At 67.8% G+C, this 17,699-nt stretch carries 14 protein-coding genes; 3 read left to right on the plus strand and 11 right to left on the minus strand.

What is annotated here, in order from left to right; genetic code table 11:
• Nucleotides 1-31 precede the first annotated feature (31 nt).
• The 6 genes from ACZ522_RS03615 to ACZ522_RS03640 all read right to left on the minus strand — a co-directional run bounded on the left by ACZ522_RS03615 (nt 32) and on the right by ACZ522_RS03640 (nt 7,182).
• Nucleotides 32-1,243 (minus strand): hypothetical protein, encoded by a 1,212-nt coding sequence (locus tag ACZ522_RS03615; protein WP_379692177.1) that lies wholly within the window; start codon nt 1,241-1,243, stop codon nt 32-34.
• 6 nt (nt 1,244-1,249) lie between these two features.
• Nucleotides 1,250-2,305: a 3-isopropylmalate dehydrogenase gene (locus tag ACZ522_RS03620; RefSeq protein ID WP_379692176.1), complete on the minus strand. Its 1,056-nt coding sequence runs from the start codon at nt 2,303-2,305 to the stop codon at nt 1,250-1,252.
• Between the two features lie 150 nt (nt 2,306-2,455).
• Complete coding sequence (locus ACZ522_RS03625; protein ID WP_379692174.1) at nt 2,456-3,610, minus strand: ABC transporter ATP-binding protein; 1,155 nt, start codon at nt 3,608-3,610, stop codon at nt 2,456-2,458.
• Nucleotides 3,611-3,701: 91 nt separating this feature from the next.
• Nucleotides 3,702-4,535: a carbohydrate ABC transporter permease gene (locus ACZ522_RS03630; protein ID WP_379692173.1), complete on the minus strand. Its 834-nt coding sequence runs from the start codon at nt 4,533-4,535 to the stop codon at nt 3,702-3,704.
• A gap of 2 nt (nt 4,536-4,537) precedes the next feature.
• Entirely contained in the window at nt 4,538-5,479 is a 942-nt protein-coding gene (locus ACZ522_RS03635; RefSeq protein WP_379692172.1) for a carbohydrate ABC transporter permease, read from the minus strand.
• Nucleotides 5,480-5,607: 128 nt separating this feature from the next.
• Nucleotides 5,608-7,182 (minus strand): ABC transporter substrate-binding protein, encoded by a 1,575-nt coding sequence (locus ACZ522_RS03640; RefSeq protein ID WP_379692171.1) that lies wholly within the window; start codon nt 7,180-7,182, stop codon nt 5,608-5,610.
• 138 nt (nt 7,183-7,320) lie between these two features.
• Between ACZ522_RS03640 and ACZ522_RS03645 the strand changes: the two genes are divergently transcribed.
• Nucleotides 7,321-8,877 carry a TCP-1/cpn60 chaperonin family protein gene (locus ACZ522_RS03645; RefSeq protein WP_379692170.1) on the plus strand — a complete coding sequence of 519 codons (1,557 nt, stop codon included), beginning with the start codon at nt 7,321-7,323 and terminating at the stop codon, nt 8,875-8,877.
• A gap of 57 nt (nt 8,878-8,934) precedes the next feature.
• Here the strand turns inward: ACZ522_RS03645 and ACZ522_RS03650 are convergent, their stop codons facing one another.
• On the minus strand, nt 8,935-10,620 hold the full coding sequence (locus ACZ522_RS03650; RefSeq protein WP_379692168.1) for a TCP-1/cpn60 chaperonin family protein: 1,686 nt from the start codon (nt 10,618-10,620) through the stop codon (nt 8,935-8,937).
• A gap of 716 nt (nt 10,621-11,336) precedes the next feature.
• Between ACZ522_RS03650 and ACZ522_RS03655 the strand changes: the two genes are divergently transcribed.
• Nucleotides 11,337-12,512: an enolase C-terminal domain-like protein gene (locus tag ACZ522_RS03655; protein WP_379692167.1), complete on the plus strand. Its 1,176-nt coding sequence runs from the start codon at nt 11,337-11,339 to the stop codon at nt 12,510-12,512.
• On the plus strand, nt 12,512-13,609 hold the full coding sequence (locus tag ACZ522_RS03660; protein ID WP_379692166.1) for a Gfo/Idh/MocA family protein: 1,098 nt from the start codon (nt 12,512-12,514) through the stop codon (nt 13,607-13,609). The genes ACZ522_RS03655 and ACZ522_RS03660 overlap by 1 nt, the downstream gene beginning before the upstream one ends.
• A gap of 46 nt (nt 13,610-13,655) precedes the next feature.
• Here the strand turns inward: ACZ522_RS03660 and ACZ522_RS03665 are convergent, their stop codons facing one another.
• The 4 genes from ACZ522_RS03665 to ACZ522_RS03680 all read right to left on the minus strand — a co-directional run bounded on the left by ACZ522_RS03665 (nt 13,656) and on the right by ACZ522_RS03680 (nt 17,660).
• Nucleotides 13,656-14,354, minus strand: coding sequence for a cyclase family protein (locus tag ACZ522_RS03665; RefSeq protein WP_379692164.1), 699 nt, complete (start codon nt 14,352-14,354; stop codon nt 13,656-13,658).
• 74 nt (nt 14,355-14,428) lie between these two features.
• Complete coding sequence (locus tag ACZ522_RS03670) at nt 14,429-15,211, minus strand: SDR family NAD(P)-dependent oxidoreductase (RefSeq protein ID WP_379692163.1); 783 nt, start codon at nt 15,209-15,211, stop codon at nt 14,429-14,431.
• An 86-nt stretch (nt 15,212-15,297) separates the two neighbouring features.
• A complete protein-coding gene (locus ACZ522_RS03675) occupies nt 15,298-16,251 on the minus strand; it encodes a mannonate dehydratase (protein WP_379692162.1) in 954 nt (317 codons plus the stop codon).
• Nucleotides 16,252-16,316: 65 nt separating this feature from the next.
• Complete coding sequence (locus ACZ522_RS03680; protein ID WP_379692161.1) at nt 16,317-17,660, minus strand: nickel pincer cofactor-dependent isomerase, group 22; 1,344 nt, start codon at nt 17,658-17,660, stop codon at nt 16,317-16,319.
• Between the last annotated feature and the right edge of the window lie 39 nt (nt 17,661-17,699).

Below are 17,699 nucleotides of genomic sequence, written 5' to 3' on the forward strand. Positions count from 1 at the left end.
CACCCGTGGCGCTTCATCGAATATAAAACTTTCACGCGCCGTCAACGGGTGCGGGCGCGGCGTCGCCGTCTCCGGATACGCCGCCCTCGTCCGACGCGTTCGCCTCGTCGAGGAGCGACGAGACGCACCGAAAGCCGAGGCGACTGCCGGAGGGGTCCCGCACCGCCGCGAGAAGCACCCGCGACCGGTCGAGCGTCTGTGCGCGGGAGAGGCGACCCCCGTCCGCGGTGAACGCGCGGACGACGACGGTGTACCGACCCCACCGAAGGACGGTCTGGTTCGTCTCCGCCAGCGACCGCGCCACGGTGTCAGCGGCGGCGACCGACCGCCACCGGTCCACGGTGAGTCTGAGCGTCTCGCCCGACGGCGGGACGTACCTCGCGGTGTACCGCACCGCCGGTTCGGGGCGGTCGCCGAGGTCGATTCGGCCGTCGAACGACGCGATGCGCTCGGAGTCGAGGAGTCGCCACCCGTCCAACCCCGACGCACTCGCTCCGGGGACGACGGCCGGGGTGAGTTCTCCCGGGTCGGCGTCGTCCGGCGGCGGCGGACACCCGAGTGCGGCGTAGTCGGGACGCTCACCGAGACGGGTCGCTTCGCTCCCCGCCGTCGCCGATTCGCGCGCCGATTCGCGTGCCGGTTCGCTCGCCAGTTCGGTCGGCCGGTCGGTCGGCGGTGCGGCGTCCTCAGCGGACCCGAACGACGCGTCGAACGACGAGACGAGGCTCGGTCCGCCGAGGGCGACGACGCCGAGACACGCCGCGAGAACCACGGCGGCGGCGACTCGTCGCCCGAGGCGTCTGCGCCGACTCCGGGTCCGTTCGCGCTCCGCGCGGACGGCACCGGGGGCGGCGAACTTCCCGGCACCGCGACCCAGGTGCCGGTCGAGGAGCGACGACGCTCGGCCGCGTTCGACCGCGTACCGGACGATACGGAGCAGTTCCGCGGCGTCCACGACGGCCGGTTCCGGCGCGTCGGCGGTCGATTCGGGGACGATACGGGAGGTGACGACTCGCGTCGCCCGTCCGCCGCGTCCCGGCGTCGGTTCGCCGTGCGTGACTCGGAGGCGACTCCTCTCACCGCGGTGTTCGACGGAGAGCGTCGTCCCGTCTCGCGTCGCTGACCGCCCGCGCGCCTCCCAGACGGCCGCGACGAAGGCGGCGAACGCCTCCTCGTCGAGGCGACGGAGTGTCGCCGAGAACCGCGCGACCTCCGGGTCGGTTCCGCGGGAGCGAAGTCGCACGGCCGTTCAGAGGCGCGTCCGGAGGTCGGAGACGACCGCTTCGGTCCCCGACTCGCCCCCGAGGTCCGGCGTCCGCGGCGCGTCGGCGTCGGCCAACTGGGCCGCGACGGCGTCCCACAGGTCCGCGGCGGCGGACTCCTCGCCGAGGTGGTCGTAGAGCATCGAGACGGAGAGGACGGTGGCGAGGGGGTTCGCGACGCCTTCGCCCGCGATGTCGGGCGCGCTTCCGTGGACCGGTTCGAACATCGACGGGGAGTGGCCCTCGACGTTGATGTTCGCCGAGGGGGCGAGTCCCACGCTTCCGCTGACGATGGCTCCGAGGTCGGTGAGGATGTCGCCGAACAGGTTGGAGGCGACGAGGACGTCGAACTCGTCGGGGCGGCGCACGAGGTCCATCGACGCCGCGTCCACGAGGAGGCGTTCGACCTCCACCTCGGGGTACTCCTCGGCCACCTCCTCGACCACCTCGTCCCAGAACACCATCCCGTGGGCCTGCGCGTTCGACTTCGTGACGTTCGTCAGGTGACCGTCGCGTTCGGCGGCCGCCTCGAACGCCTCGCGGACGATGGTCTCGGTCCCCCGCCGCGTGTAGATGGCCGTCTGGACCGCCACCTCGTGCGGGTGCCCCCGGTGTTCGCGGCCGCCGGCGTCGGAGTACTCGCCCTCGGTGTTCTCCCGGAAGACGACGAAGTCGATATCGCCGCCCTCGTACCCCCGGAGGGGACTCTCCACGCCGTCGAACAGCACGGACGGGCGCTTGCACACCTGCTGGTCGAACGCCTTCCTGATGGGGAGCATCATCCCCCGGAGCGTCACGTGGTCGGGGATGTCCGGGTGCCCCACCGCGCCCAACAGGATGGCGTCGTGGCCGTCGAGGGTCTCGATGGCGTCGTCGGGCATCATCGACCCCTCCTCTAAGTAGCGTTCGCTCCCCCAGTCGTACCGCGTCGTCTCGACGGTGAATCCGCCTCGCTCCGCGGCGTCTTCGAGTATCGGGAGCGTCGCGTCGACGACTTCGACTCCGATACCGTCTCCCGGCAGTAGCGCGATATCGTACGTCACACCCGAGAGTCGCCGAGAGCGGTCAAAAGCGTTCCCCCGGCGGCGACGGTCATCGCGGCACGTGTCCGACTCGTCGCCGGGTCCTCGGTCCGGCCTCGTCCGTTTCGACTTCGATCCGACTCGATCACCGAACGGTCGCCACTCGCCGCATCAGGCCTCCTGTTCCACCGTCCGACGCGCCGTCTCGGCCCGTTCGTGCCCGTGAACGAGTGCCTCCTCGGTGTTGCGGTCGAACAGGTGGAGGTCCGACTCGTCGAACGTCACGTCCACTATCTCGCCCTCCGCCGGTTCGACTTCGACGGGCGCGCGGAGGCGGCACTCCTTGCCGCCGACCCGCAGGTAGAGGAAGTTGTCCGATCCGACGATCTCCACGACGTCCACCTCCGCCTCGAACCTCTTCGCGGGCGGCACGGTGTCGTCCACGCGGAGGTTCTCCGGGCGGATGCTGAGCGTGTACTCGCCCTCGCCGCCGACGGCGTCGACTATCTCCTCGGAGACGCCGTACGAGATGCCCTCGCCGACCAAGGTTCCGGTTCCGTCGCTCTCGACGTGGAGGTCCACGTCGAAGAAGTTCATGCTCGGAGAGCCGATGAAGTCGGCGACGAACGCGTTGGCCGGTCGGTAGTACACCTCCTTCGGCGAGCCGACCTGTTGGAGTTGGCCGTTGTCGAGGATGACGATGCGGTCGGCCATCGTCATCGCCTCCTCCTGGTCGTGCGTCACGTAGATGGTCGTGATGCCGAGTTCCGAGTGGATGCGCGACAACTCCGTCCGCATGTGCTTGCGGAGCTTCGCGTCCAGATTCGAGAGGGGTTCGTCGAACAGGAACACCGCCGGTTCGCGGACGATGGCGCGACCGGTCGCCACGCGTTGCTGTTGCCCTCCGGAGAGGCTTCCGGGTTTCTTGTCGAGCAAGTCCTCGATGCCCATCATCTCGGCCGCCTCGACGACGCGGCGGTTCACCTCCTCGTCGCTGAGGTCGGTGCTCAACTTCAGCCCGTAGGCCATGTTCTCACGGACGGTCTTGTGAGGGTACAGCGCGTACGACTGGAACACCATCGCGATGTCGCGTTCCTTCGGCGACATATCGTTGACGGGCTGTCCGTCCAACCGAATCTCGCCGTCCGTGATCGTCTCCAACCCTGCCAACATTCGCAGCGTCGTGGACTTCCCGCACCCCGACGGACCGACGAACACCACGAACTCGCCGTCCGGGATTTCGAGCGACAACTCCTCGACGGCGACTATCGGACCGGACGTGTCCTCGAACACTTTCGTTACGTCGTCGAATTGTACACGTGCCATGTTAACTTACTCCAGTTTGGGTTTGCATCTCAGTTATTTAGTAGTATCCCCGATAGGAGGGTCGAAACCCTCCTCGGGACGCCGATGCGCCTCACATCCCTCCCAGTCCCTCGCCGACGTAGCGTTGCGAGAGACCGTAGAAGACCACCGGCGGCGCGACGAGAAGCACCACGGAGGCCATGAGGATGTTCCACTGCCGGAGCACGTCGCTCCCGAGGATGTAGTGCAGGGCCACCGTGGCCGTGCGCACTTCCTCGTCGCTCGTGAGGACGAACACCCACAGGAAGTTGTTCCACGCGGTCAGGAACGCGAACAGGGCCGCCGCGCCCACGGCGGGCGCGGAGAGGGGCAGGACGATCCGCAGGAACGCCCCGAGTTCGCTGTGCCCGTCGATGAGCGCCGCCTCCTCGATGTTCTCGGGGATGCCCTGCCTGAAGAAGCCCTGCAGCAGCCAGATGGTCTGCGGGAGGACGAAGATGGACAGGGCGATGATGACGCCCGTGAGGGTGTTGATGAGGCCGAGGATGAAGAACACCTCGTAGACGGGGATGGTGATGACTATCCACGGGAACATGATGGTGAAGACGGCGGTGTAGAACAGCGCCTTCCGCCCCGGGAAGTCCAGTCGCGCGAACGCGTACGCGCCGGGGATGGAGAAGAAAAGCGAGATGACAGTCGCCGTGACGGAGACGATGATGCTGTTGCTGAAGAACGTGACGAAGTTGTACCGTTCCCATATCTGCTCGTACGCCGTGATGGTCAGGTTCTTCAGCGCCGGGAGGTAGTTCGTCTCCGGGTTGATGGCGGCGAAGTCCGTCAGGAACGACGTCCGAATCACCCAGTAGTACGGCGCTAAGGCGAACAGCGCGAACAGTCCGAGCACGACGTACAGTATCAGTCGGGAGCGGCGAGTTTCGTTTATCATGGTCAGACGTACATCTCCTCCTCGTCTTGGATGACGGTCACGTAGAAGATGGCCGCCGTCATCGATATGACGATCATGGCCATCCCGAGCGTGTATGCCCGCGAGAACTGGAGGTTCACGTAGGCCGTCTCGTACGTGAGGATGCTCATCAGCATCGTCCGCGTCCCGGGACCGCCGCCGGTCAGCTCGAACGGTTGCGCGAACTCCGCGACGTTCCACGCCGTCCGAAGCGCGAGGATGACGATGGTGGGCGTCACAAGGTGCGGGAGGGTCACGTCGCGGAACCGCCGGAGGCGACCCGCCCCGGCCAACGCCGCCGCCTCGTACTGTTCGCGCGGGATGCCGACGATGGCCGCCGCGTAGATGATGCCGGCGTACCCGTAGTCGTGCCACGACTGCGCGACGATGAGCGACACGTACGGCCACAGGTCCTCCGCGAGGAACGCCGGCGTCGTCACGCCGAAGACGTCCGTGATGAGTCTCGGAACCATCCCGAAGTCGCTGTTGAGGAACCACAGCCAGATGACACCCCCTGCGAGCGGTGCGGAGAAGTAGGGGGACATGACGATGGCGCTGGTCCACTCGCGCAACCCGCTTCGGAGTTCGGCCAACAGGAGCGCCGCGATGAGCCCGATGAACAACTGCAGGAACGTCGTTCCGAACACGAACACGAGCGTCCACCCGAACGCGAAGTGGAACAGGTCGTTCGTCAACAGCCACACGTAGTTGTCGAGACCGACGAACGTCCCCACTCCCCCCAACCGCGTGTTGGTGAACGTCATGTAGACGCCCCGCACGATGGGGAAGTAAAACAGGAGCGTGAACATCAGGAACGTGGGGAGAATGAACAGGTAGCCTATCCAGTTCTCCCGAGCACGGTCCCTCAGCGTGGTCTCTTCCATGCCGTACTTCTGCCTGATGTGTTGTGTGGTTTCTTGTGCCAAGGTACTTCTCCGATGCCCTGCGACCGGTAAAAACGTTGGGGGTGAATTGCGGCGATACGACGGCGTACGACCGGCTAATCGCCGCTATTTGCGCCGAGGCGAGGCGGTCGCGGGGTTCCGAGACGCGCTTACTGCCCGAGTCGTTTCTTCATGCGCTGTCGGATGAGTTTCGGCGTCTTCTCGGCGGAGTGCTGCCCCGCGATGGCCTGACTGATCGTCTCGTTGATGTCAGTCCACCGAATCGGGTCCACGTCGCGCACGTCCCACGACGCGCCCGTCGTGGAGTACTGGACGCCGTACTTGTCGGCGTTCTTGTACGCCTGCTCCGTGCTCTGTGCGAGGTCGTACTCGTCGAGGACGGCTTGCAGTTTCGTCTTGAGACCCGGAATCGCCTCGTAGTGTTCGCCCCAGGCGGGCAGGACGAACTCGTTGTCGCTCAAGAGGAACATGTTGAGGTCCCACGCGGCCTGCTGCTTCGCGTCGCTGGCCTGGAAGATGCACTGCTGTTGTTCGAGCGCCCACATGTGGCCGCCGTGTTGCCCCTCGACGCCTTCGAGGTCGCTGATTCCGAAGTTCTGCCCGAACTGGGGATCGACCTTCGGGTGTGGGAGGAGCATGAAGTCGCCGTTGCCGCCCTGCCAGCCGAACTTGACGTCGTCTTTGGTGGCGGTCCACCGACTGGCGGTCGGTACCGCGTAGTTGAACGAGGCGACCTTCCCGGTCAGCATGAGCGACGGAATGTCCTCGTCGCCGCGTTGGGCCGCCTCCTGGCTACTGAACTGGTTCGCCATCTTGACGCAGGTCTTTATCATCCCGTCCGTCTTCCCGCGGTCCTCGTGGTCTTGGTTGGCGACGACGATGGTTGGGTTGTCCGGATTGTCGCCCGGGCGCATCCACGGGTCGGTCCCCTCGGTGTACGCCGTCCGGGCGTACCCCCAGTAGGATTCGAGGTCGCCGGGCACGCCGGTCTCCTCGTAGGCGATGGCGTCGGTCTGTTTGTCCACGCGCTTGACCGCGTCGAGGAACCCGCTCCACGTCGAGAGTTCCTTCTCCGGGTTGCTGACGCCCGCCTGACTGAACAGTTTCGGGCTGATCCCGAGGTTGCTGTTCGTATTGCGCATTCCGCCGCCCGACCAGTACTCGCCGCGGTACTGTGCGGACTCCTTGTTCGCCGCCGTGAAGTCGTCCGGAAGCGAGTCGGTGGACTCGATGAACGGCTTGTGGTCCGGAACCTTGTCGTTGAGGTAGAACTGTAAGCCGCCGCCGCCGGCCTCGGCGAACGTCGGCGGGTTACCCGACGACACCGTCGAGGAGAGCTTCGACCGGATGTCCCCGTAGGATGCCGTCTGGAGGCTCACATTGACGTTCCCGTTCTTCTCCTCGAACGTCTTCATCGACTCCTGGAAGTGCGACTTCATCGCGGCGTTCTCGACGGCCTGCGCGCTCAGGTAGTCGACGGTGACGCTCTCGGACCCGCCCGAGTCCGAACCCGTGTCGCCGCCCGATCCGCTTCCACCGCCCCCTCCTTTCGGTTCCGGCGTGCCTCCGCCCTGTTCGCCGCTACACCCCGCGAGTGCACCGAGTGCGCCGACCGTCGCCGTGGCGGCAGTCGCCCGTACGAAGTCCCGCCGCGACGGTTCGGTGCCGGCCCGCCCCTCGGCGCGGTCCGCGCTCTCCCTGCTACTCGTGCTACTCTTTGACATCGTGTATTCACATGATAGACGGTGATAATAAATGTTTCTCACGCGGGCACCAATTTCTCGCCGTTTGTCCGCCGATACCGGACGAATCCGACCGTTTCGTCCCGCAGACTTATGAGCGGGGAGGAAGACTGCGCGACCATGGACTCCGACGCACGGCACGCGCTACTCGATGACGCGAACCGCGTCTGCGAACTCGTCGGGACGACGCTCGGTCCGTTCGGGACGAACAAACTCGTTGTGGAGTCGGGCGGACGGGTGACGGCCACCTCCTCAGGGTCGCTGCTCTTGGACCGCCTCGAACTGGACGACCCGGCGACGACGCTCCTCGAACGGGCGGCCGAGGAGTTCCGCGAGAGACACGGCGACGGCGCGACGACGCTCACGCTTCTGACGGGCGCGTTGCTCCGTGAGGCCGACGAGTTACTCGACCGGGGCCTCCATCCGACGACGGTCGCCCGCGGGTACGGAGAGGCGCTCTCGGTCGCCGAGGACCACCTCGAATCCCGCGCGCGCCCCCTCTCGGCCGTCGGCCCGGAGGCCGTCGCGCGGACGGCGCTCACCGGGACGCGGAACCCGATGACGAGGCGGCGCGTGAGCGAAGCGGTGGCCGACGCCGCCGAGACGGTGACGGCGTCGGACTCGCCGACCGGCGGACGCGGAGACGTGGCCGTCCTCGCGCGCCTCGGCGGCGTCGGCGACACCGGTCTCGTCTCGGGCGTCGTCGTTGAGACGCCACTCGTCTCCGACGCCATGCCGCGCCGCCTGCCGGACGCGGGCGTCGCCCTCCTCTCCTCGACGGTGGACGTTCCGAAACTCGGCGGCGCGACCGAGTCGGTCGACTACGACCTCTCGCTCGACGCGGACTCCTTCGAGGACCGGGCCGCCATCGGCGAGTATGAACGCGAGGAGTTCCGCCGCGTTCTCTCGTCGGCCGTCGCGTCCGGGTGTCGGTTCGTCGCGACGAAGGGGGGCGTCAACGACCGCGTGAAGACGCGGCTCGCCGACGCGGGCGTGGCCGCAATCGACCGCGTGGACGACGAGACGATGGCGCGTCTCGTCCGGCACACCGGCGGGCGGGTGGTCCCCTCCCTGGCGGAGGCGACGCCCGAGACGATGGGGCGGGCGGACGTGCGCGTCGAACGCCTCGCCGGTCGGGAGTTCGTCTACGTCGAGGGCGACGACGCGCCGACGTTCACGCTGGTCTGTCGCGCCCCCGACCCGCGGTCAGTCGCCGCGTTCGAAAGAAGCGCCGAGAGTGCCGTCGCCGCGACGCTCCGGGCACTCGAAGACGAACGCGTCGTGCCCGGCGGCGGCGCGACCGAAATCGGCCTCGAACGCGCGGTCAGGGCGGCGGCGCGGGGGACGGCCGGACGGGAGCAACTCGCCGTGGAGGCGTTCGGCAGAGCGCTCGCGACGGTGCCGCGGCGACTCGCCGAGAGCGCGGGCATCGACGGGTGGTCCGGCGTCATCCGCCTCCGCGTCGCGCACGACGAGGGTCGGTCCTCGGTCGGCGTGGACGCCCTCGCGGGCGAGATTCGAGACGTTCTGGACGGCGAACCCGTCGCAGACCCGCTCGGCCTCAAGCGCGACGCCGTGGCTTCGGCGACGGAACTGGCGACGCAACTGCTCCGCATCGACAGACAGATTCCGGCGAACGACCTCTCTGACGGGGATTCGACCGCGGCGGCCAGATGAGTCGGCTCTCCGCTCCTCCTTTCGCCTTCGCTCGGCTTCTCCCTCCTTCGCCCGCCGTCAGTCGTGCTCCGTCTGCGGCGTGAACGGCCCGGGTTTGACGCCCGGTGCGACGACGGCGTCGACCGTTCCCAACTGCTCGGCCGTCGCGACGGCCGTATCCACGGCCTGCGAGAAGACGCGCCGCGGTTCGACGACGCCCATCTCCCACGCGTCGGCCGCTTCGCCGGTGGCGATGTCGAGGCCGAGGGGCGCGGGGCGTTCGGCCGCCTCGGCGTGCGCGTTCCGGAGGTTCGCCCGCACGTCGAGGGGGTCGTACCCGGCGTTCCGGGCGAGCGTCGTCATCAGCGACTCGCAGGCGTCCGCGAACGCCTCCACGGCCAACTGCTCTCTCCCCTCGACGCCGCGGGCGAACTCCCGCAGGTCGCGCGCGACTGCGACCGGCGCGGCGCCGGCCCCCGGGAGCACCTGTCCATCCATCGCGGCGATAGCCGTCGTCTCCACTGCGTCGGAGACGAGCCGTTCGTGCGTCGTCCGGCCCTTCTCCGTCGGCGCGCCGACGAGGAGGGTGAACACCGGGCCGTCGCACTCGTCGAAGTGCGCCCACTTCTCGTCGCCGACGCGCCGTTCGGACACCCGCCCCGCCCGACCCAGTTTCGACTCGTCGAGGTCGGAGACGTGGCCGACGACGGTGGCCCCCGTCGCGCGGGCGACGCGGTGGATATCGGATTTCGGGTACTGCGCCCGGTCGATGACCGCGACGCCGTGCGCTTCGAGGGCGGCCTTCACCTCGTCGTCGAGTTCCGCCCGGACGACCAGCACGTCCGCGCCCGTGTCGGCCACCCCCGCGGCGACGGACTCGACGGCGGCGTCGCGGCCCTCGACGTACGCCGCGACGGACCCCGCGGAGTCGAGCGTCACGCCGGACCGACCCTCCCGTCCGAAACTCGTCGCCGACTCCTCCACGTCGATGTCGCGTTCGAGGACGGCGACCCGAGCGTCCGCGAGGACGCCCTCGACGGACGGCGACCAGTCGAACGAGAGGCGACTCCGCTCGCTCGTCTCGTGCGCGCCGGGACGGCGACGCACGACGTGGCCCCGAGAGAGGGTACACTCGGCGTCTACCCGCGTCCGCACCGTGATGTCGTCCGTGTCGAACCACCCGTCGTCGCTCTCGCGGGCGAGGCCGGAGACGGCCGCGGAGACGGCGTCGGCGTACTCGCGCCGCCGCCGGTCCGAGAGGTCCGCGGTCATCGCCGTCGCGGCCACCCGCGAGAGCAGTTCCCGGTCCGTCGCCTCGACCGGACGCGCCAAGTCGTCCAAGACGGCCCCGGCGCGGTTGGCCGCCATCGCGTACCCGACGGCGATGCTGCCGGGATGGAGGCCGTCTCCGGCCAACTCCGCGCCCGAATCGAGGAGTCTCGCCGCGAGAAGCGCCGCCGCCGTCGTCCCGTCGCGGAGGCTCCGCCGCACCGAGTCGAGTCCGTCCACGAACAGGGCGGCCACGGGGTGGCCGAACCCGCCCCCGCGTTCGATGGCTTCGAGGAGGTGCCCGGCGTCTCTCGTCACGACGGTTTCGGGGACGTCCTGCGGGTCCACCGTCTCGACGAGGGTCGTCCCCCCGGCGGGGCCGTACGTCGAGGCGACGAGCGATTCGACCGCCCGCGCCGCTTCGACGACGTACTCCCGCGCCGCCTCGTCGCGGGTGAGCCATGCGCCCGTCCGTTCCCCGTCGTCGCGTGCCATGCCTTGGCGAAGCACATCACGGGATATAAATTTACGTGACGGTGAGCGGACGTGCGAGCCGAAGACGACGGACGGGTGGTCGTCGCTCACCCGAGGGCACCGCCCGACGACGCCCGCCGCGCCCGAGGACCGCCCGGACGTGCGACGATATCGCACATGTGTGCGAATAGCTACCACGACCGGTCGCCGCTCCGTGGGGGTTTCGGACGGTCCGTTCGCACCGATACTCCCCGAGGAACGGCGTAGCGGCGTTTCTGCGTTCCGGTTCGACGCTCTCCGTCGAGAGACTGTCTGGTTCTCGATGCTGTCGTTCATCATCGGTAAACGTACTCGACACGCGATAGTTTCGAGGCGTGGACACTTTCCGGACACTGATTTTCGTCGCTCGTTCGTCGCCGATGCGGTATTCGATACGCTTCGAGAAGGCGATTCATCACCTTCGTGTCGGTTCGCGCCGTCCCTCGTCGGCCGCCGAACGAGCGGTTTAGTTCTTGCTAACTTGCATCCGTATTACAGGTGTAGTCGTGTAACGGCGCGTCGGATTTCGAGACTGTCGGCGGCGAACACCGCGTGGTCCGGCGGTCTGCGAGACGCGTGCGACGATGGTGAACGAACTCCCGGACTCGGCGTCGTTCGGGTCCGACCGTCCGACGCGGCCGCCTTCGATCCCGCGGCGCGAACCAGCATTTATTACGGTCCCCCGTGTCGGGCGACTTATGGCGCCGACCATCACGCGAATAGAAAGCACGGAGTTCCGGTACCCACTGGAGGACGTGGGCACCGACGGGAACGGGTTCAACCTCTCGTACGAACCGGGAACGACGACGGAGCGGAAACTGTTCGCGATACAGGTCCACACCGACGAGGGCATCACGGGCGAGTACGTCGGGGGGAACTCCCCGGGTGCGGCGCAGATACACACGTTCGCGGACTACCTCGTCGGGAAGAACCCCCTCAAACGCGAACGCCACTGGAGCGAAGTGAAGCGAGCGTTGCGGAAGTACGACCGCATGGGCATCGGCCCCATCGACATCGCCCTGTGGGACTTCGCCGGGAAGTACTACGACGCGCCCATCCACGAACTCCTCGGCACCTACCGCACGCGACTCCCGGCCTACGCCTCCACCTACCACGCCGACGACAACGGCGGGTTAGACTCGCCGGAGGCGTACGCCGACTTCGCCGAGGAGTGTCTGGAGGCGGGCTATCCCGGATTCAAGATTCACGGGTGGGGCGGAAGCGACGAGGCCCGCGACGTGAACCGGGAGGTGGAGACGGTGCGCGCCGTCGGCGAACGCGTCGGCGACGAGATGGACCTGATGTGCGACCCCGCCTGCGAACTGGAGACGTTCGCGGACGCGTTGAAGGTGGGACGGGCCTGCGACGAGTACGACTACCTCTGGTACGAGGACCCCTACCGCGACGGCGGCATCTCCCAGCACTCCCACAAGAAACTCGGCGAGATGATAGAGACGCCCATCCTGCAGACCGAACACGTCCGCGGACTCGAACCGCACACGGACTTCATCGCCAACGGCGCGACGGACTTCGTCCGCGCGGACCCCGAGTACGACGGCGGCATCACGGGCGCGATGAAAATTTCCCGCGTCGCGGAGGGGTTCGGCCTCGACGTGGAGTACCACGCGCCCGGCCCGGCGCAGAGGCACTGCATCGCGGCGACGCGCAACGCGAACTACTACGAACTCGCTCTCGTCCACCCGGAGGCGCAGAACACCCAACCGCCGGTGTACGAGGGCGACTACTCCGACATGTTCGACACCATCGACGACGACGGGACGGTGCCGGTGCCGGACGGCCCCGGACTCGGCGTCGAGTACGACTGGGACTACGTCGAGGAGAACAAGACCGGAAGCGTCCACGTCTACGAGTGATGACCTTCGAGGCGGGAATCATCGGCACGGGCGGAATCGCGGGGATGGGTATCCTCGGCATGCACGACGAGGAACAGATAGGCCGAGAGAAAGTCCGGGCGAGTCACGCCGGCGGGTACGGCGAGGCGGAGGAGATAGAACTCGTCGCCGTCGCCGACGTGGACGAGGGGAAACTCGCGCAGTTCGGCGACGCGTGGGACATCCCCGACGAACGGCGGTACGTCGGCCACGAGGCGATACTCGAAGCCGAGGACCTCGACGTTGTGTCCGTCTGCACGCCGTCGTTCCTCCACCGCGACCACGTCGTGGACGCGGCCCGCTCGGACGCGAACCCCGACGTGATCTGGTGCGAGAAGCCCATCGCCTCCTCCGTCTCGGACGCGGAGGAGATGGTGTCGGCCTGCGCGGAGACGGACACGGAACTCGTCGTCAACCACTCGTTCCGCTTCACCGACAAACTCCGGCGACTCCGCGAGTTGGTCGTCGAGGAGGACATCCTCGGCGACGTTCGCTCCGTCAGCACGCAGTACCGGATGGAGTTGATGCGCAACTCGACGCACGTGTTGGACACTCTCGTTTATCTGCTGGACGCCCGCGCGGACCGCGTGTCGGGGTACGTCACCGGCGAGAACGAGGCGGTCGATTCGCTGGGCGCGGCGGCGGAGGTGGACGACTCCGGCGGCGGCGGCCACGTCGTCACGGACGACGGCACGTTCGTCACCGTCGACTGCACCGTCCCCCGCGACATCTCCTCGATGAGTCTCTCGTTCGTCGGGACCGAGGGGAAACTCTACCTGAACAACGACGACGGCGAGTGGCGCTACTGGGCGTTGGAGGACGGCGACCACGTCGAGCGTCCGCTTCCGGGCATCGACGGCGCGTGGACGTGGGACGAGGACTACCGGAACGCCTTCCCGAACGCCGCGCAACATATCGAGGCGATGCTCCGCGGCGAGGCGGAGAACCCCTCGACGGGCGAGGAGGCGACCCGGTCCTTGGAGATAATCGTCGCCTTCTACGTCTCTCACTACACCGGCGGACAGGTGGATATCCCCCTCGACCGACCGTTGCGGGACGTGGAGATCACGTCGTGGTGAGGGTCTGACCGCGGCGCAGCGCGCGGTTTTTCGAGGCCCGACGCGGTCAGAGGAAGGCGAACGCCCGGACGGGCGACCCGCTCGTCCCGCGGAAGTTCAACGGCGGGAAGAAGAAGTACGCGCGGCGACTCTCCGCGCCCTTCAGCACCCGGTCGAGGTTACGCACCTCCTCGATCGGTATCACACCGTTCTCCAAGAGGGGCAGGTGAGACTCGTCCGCGCCCACGTCGGTGCTCGGGCCGTGGGCGGGAACCTCGTCCACCCACCCGCCGACGCTCGCGCCCTCGGTTCCGACCGCCTTCAGGTCCAACTCGGCGCAGTACTGCGCCGCCTCGGCCGTCAGGTAGGGGAACTCGAACAGGTACTCCTCGGTGAGTCCGTGGTACTCGTCCCACCCCGTGTGCAGCATCAGCACGTCGTCCGCCTCGATTTCGTCCTCGAACGCCTCGATGTCGTCCACCGTGATGGCCTCCTCCGGTTCCTTCGGCGTCAGGTCGATAGCGACGCCCTCGCCCATGAACTTCGAGAGGGGGAAGTCGTCGAGCGACCGCCCTTCGGGGATGAAGTGAAGCGGCGAATCGACGTGCGTTCCGGTGTGGGTCCGCATCTCCGTCCGTTCCATCGTGAACCCGTCGCGGGCCGCCCAGTCGGTCCGTTCGAGGTCGAACGGCGGGAACGTCGGCCAGACGGGCATCCCGTCCGCTATCGGGTTGCTCAGGTCGATAATCTCCTCCGGCGGGAACATACGCGAGGTACGTCTCCCTCCGAAGAGTTAATTGTTAGCACGAGGCGGGAAAGAACCATCCCCGACCGGACGGCTCAGAATATCTGCCACCCGCCGTCCACGTGGAGGAGTTCGCCCGTCACGTAGTCGGCGTCGTCGCTCGCGAGGTAGAGGTACGCGCTCGCCACGTCCTCGGGCGTCCCGGCGCGCCCAAGCGGAACCGGCTTGATCAGGTCGCCGCTCTGGGCCCTCTCGTGGGCCTCCTCGGACCACCCCTCGGTGAACTCGGTGGCGATCTGGCCGGGCGCGACGGCGTTGACGCGGATGCCGTGTTCGGCCAACTCCAAGGCCGCCCCGCGGGTTATCATCCGCACCGCGCCCTTCGAGGAGTCGTACTGCACTTGTTCGAACTGCGCGGTGTTGGAACTGATAGACGCCGTGTTGACGATGACGCCGGGGTCCTCTCTGTCGAGCATGTCGTTGGCGGCGACTTGCGTCCCGAAGTAGACGCCCTTCGCGTTGACGGCGTGTATCGCGTCGAAGTCCTCGGGGTCGAGTTCGAGAATGGATCCGTTCACGATGAGGCCGGCGTTGTTCACCATCACGTCCACGCCGCCGAACTCACGGGCCGCCTCGACCAGCGAACGGAGTTGCTCGCGGTCGGTCACGTCCGTCTCGACGAACGCCGCGGTGCCGCCGTTCTCTTCGATGGCCTCGTGCGTCGGCACGTCGGCGTCCTTCGGTTCGTCGTCCAAGTCGGCGACGATCACGGTCGCGCCCGCGTCGCCGAAGCGCAGGGACACCTCGCGGCCGATGCCGGACGCGCCGCCGGTCACGATTACCGTCTCGTCTGCGAAGTCGGGTCGAATCCGTCCCATGGTTCACGCCGGTATTCACGGAGTTGACGGTTATACGTTTGCCCGGTCGCTCCGACGTTCGCGCGTCCGAACGTTCGCTCTCGCCGTTACTCCGTCGCCTCCAACAGTCCCTTCAGGTAGCCGATCGCGTAGAGGCGGCCGAGCGTCATGTAGCCGGGGTTGGAGTTCTCCTCGCCCGCCATCGTCGGCACGTGGTCCGGACGGACCGGCCCCTCGAAGCCGATGTCGCGGTACGCTTCGATGCAGGCGCGCATGTCCGTCGGGCCGTCGTCGTGCCACGTCTCGACGAACTTCCGGGCGTCGCCCTCCACGTCGCGGAAGTGGACGAAGTTGATTCGGTCGCCGAAGTGCCGGACGGTCTCGGGGACGTCGACGCCCATCGCCGCGAAGTTGCCCTGACAGAACGTGATGCCGTTGTACTCGCTGTCGTACGTCTCCATCACCCGGTCGTAGTTCTCCGGCGAGGTGACGATGCGGTCCACGCCGCGGATGCTGTCGATGGGTGGGTCGTCGGGGTGAAGCGCGAGTTTCACGCCCGCCTCCTCGGCGACGGGGACCACCTCGTTCAGGAAGTGTTCGAGGGCGTCCCACAACCGGTCGGCGTCCACGGGCGCGATTTCTTGGTCGGGCGCGCCCGCCATCAGTTCGTCGTCGTACCCGGTGGTGAGAGAGTCGCCGCGGATGGGGAGGGCGGTGGAGGTGCGCGCCCACCGCTTGCCCGCCATCCAGTCGTAGGCGACGACGGGCACGCCGAGTTCGCCGAGGTTCCGGAGGTACCGTTTGAACCGCGCTATCTCCTCGTCGCGGCCCTCGCGTCCGAGGCGGGTGTCGTCGGAGATGGGGACGCACCCCTCGATGACGCCGAGTTCGAGGCCGTAGTCGCGGAACTCCTGCACGAGTTCGAGGAGTTCGTCGTACCGCCACGGGCGCGACCCGTCGCCTATCTCCAAGGAGTGATACACCGCGGTTTCGACGCCCGTCTGCTTCGCCAGGTCCCATCGCTCGTCACGCTCTGCGGGCAGGATGAGTGCCGGTTCCATACCCCTCTCTCCCGCCGAGCCGCCAAAAAACTACATCCCCGGCGAACGGGCGGAGAAGACGCGCCTCAGGCGTCGAGAACGTCCTCCGCGAACTGGCCGTCCTCGAACTCAACGGGTTCGGCGTCCGAGACCACCCGCAGGTCGTCGCGTTCGCGCGCCTCCGCGAGGAGGGCGGGCGACGCCTCGACGCGTTCGAGCCGCATCGTGTCGCGGATGCGGACGACGCGCGGGTCCTCGAGGCTCTCGACGCCGATGGTCGAGAGGCAAGCGAGGAGTCCGGCGCGGTCCGTCTCGACGGCCGGCGGGAGGTGCGCACTCCGCAACGTACCCGCGGTGACCGTGTTCATCAGCATGTCGTGGAGGTCGGCTTCCTCGAACAGGTCGGCGTGTATCAGGTCGGCGGACCCCGCGCCGGTGGCGTTGCCGTGGGAGGCCGGGGTGAGGCCGCGGACGTAGATGTGCTTTACGTCCGGACGCTCCGGTTCGGGTTCGTTCCCGTACACCCGCCGGCCGATGACGTTCGTGTCCAACCCCGCCCCGGAGATGTCCTTCCCCATCCGGTCCACCACGAGGACGTCCACCTCGTCGAACGGTATCGTCGGCAGGTAGTCGTACGCGAGTTCGAGGAGTTCCGCCTCCCTGTCGAGGAGTTCCGAGGGCGGGACGCCCTCGATTACGGCGGTGTCGTCGTGTTCGTCCTCCACGACGGCGACGCCGCCCGCGACGGGTAACTCCTCGACCAACAGCGAGGCGATTTCGGGGAGCATGTGGCGGAAACTCCAGTCGGCGGCCCACTGGTGGGCCGTCTTCGCGCCGCGTTGTTTCCCCATGCCGATGACGAGCATCTTCGCGAGGCCGGATTCCACCGCGCCCTCGAAGTCCGTGTGGGGCTTCACGCGGTTGACGGGGACGATGGCGTCGGCGGCGGCGGCGTTCGCGTCGGCGTGCACCTCCACCCCCCGGTCCGCCGTCTCCCCGACGACGACGGTGTCCATCGTCGCGCGTATCTCGCACCCGAGGGCGTCTTCGGTCATCCCGAGGGCTTCGAGCATCCCCCGTTGCCCCTCGGCGGTGGCCCCGCCGTGACTCCCCATCGCCGGGAAGACGAACGGGTCGTACCCCCGTTCGCGCAGGCCGTCCACGACGCCGCCGACGACGTCGGGGATGTTGGCGACGCCGCGACTGCCCGCGCCGACGGCCACCTCGCCGCCGTCGGGCACCCCCTCGAACGCCAACGCGCCCGCGGCGTCGGCGGCGCGCCCCCGAATCTCGTCGGTCGGTATCGGGTCCGTCTCCCACACCTGTTCGACGACGCCCATCTCCGGAATCGACGTGTCGCCGCAGGCGGCGAGAACGGGTTCCTCCGGAACGGGCGTCGGCCCCACCCGAGAGCCGTCACTTTGTGGCATGCCATACCAAACCGCTCCGGCGAGCAAAAAATTGACGCC

Source organism: Halopelagius fulvigenes, assembly GCF_055398025.1.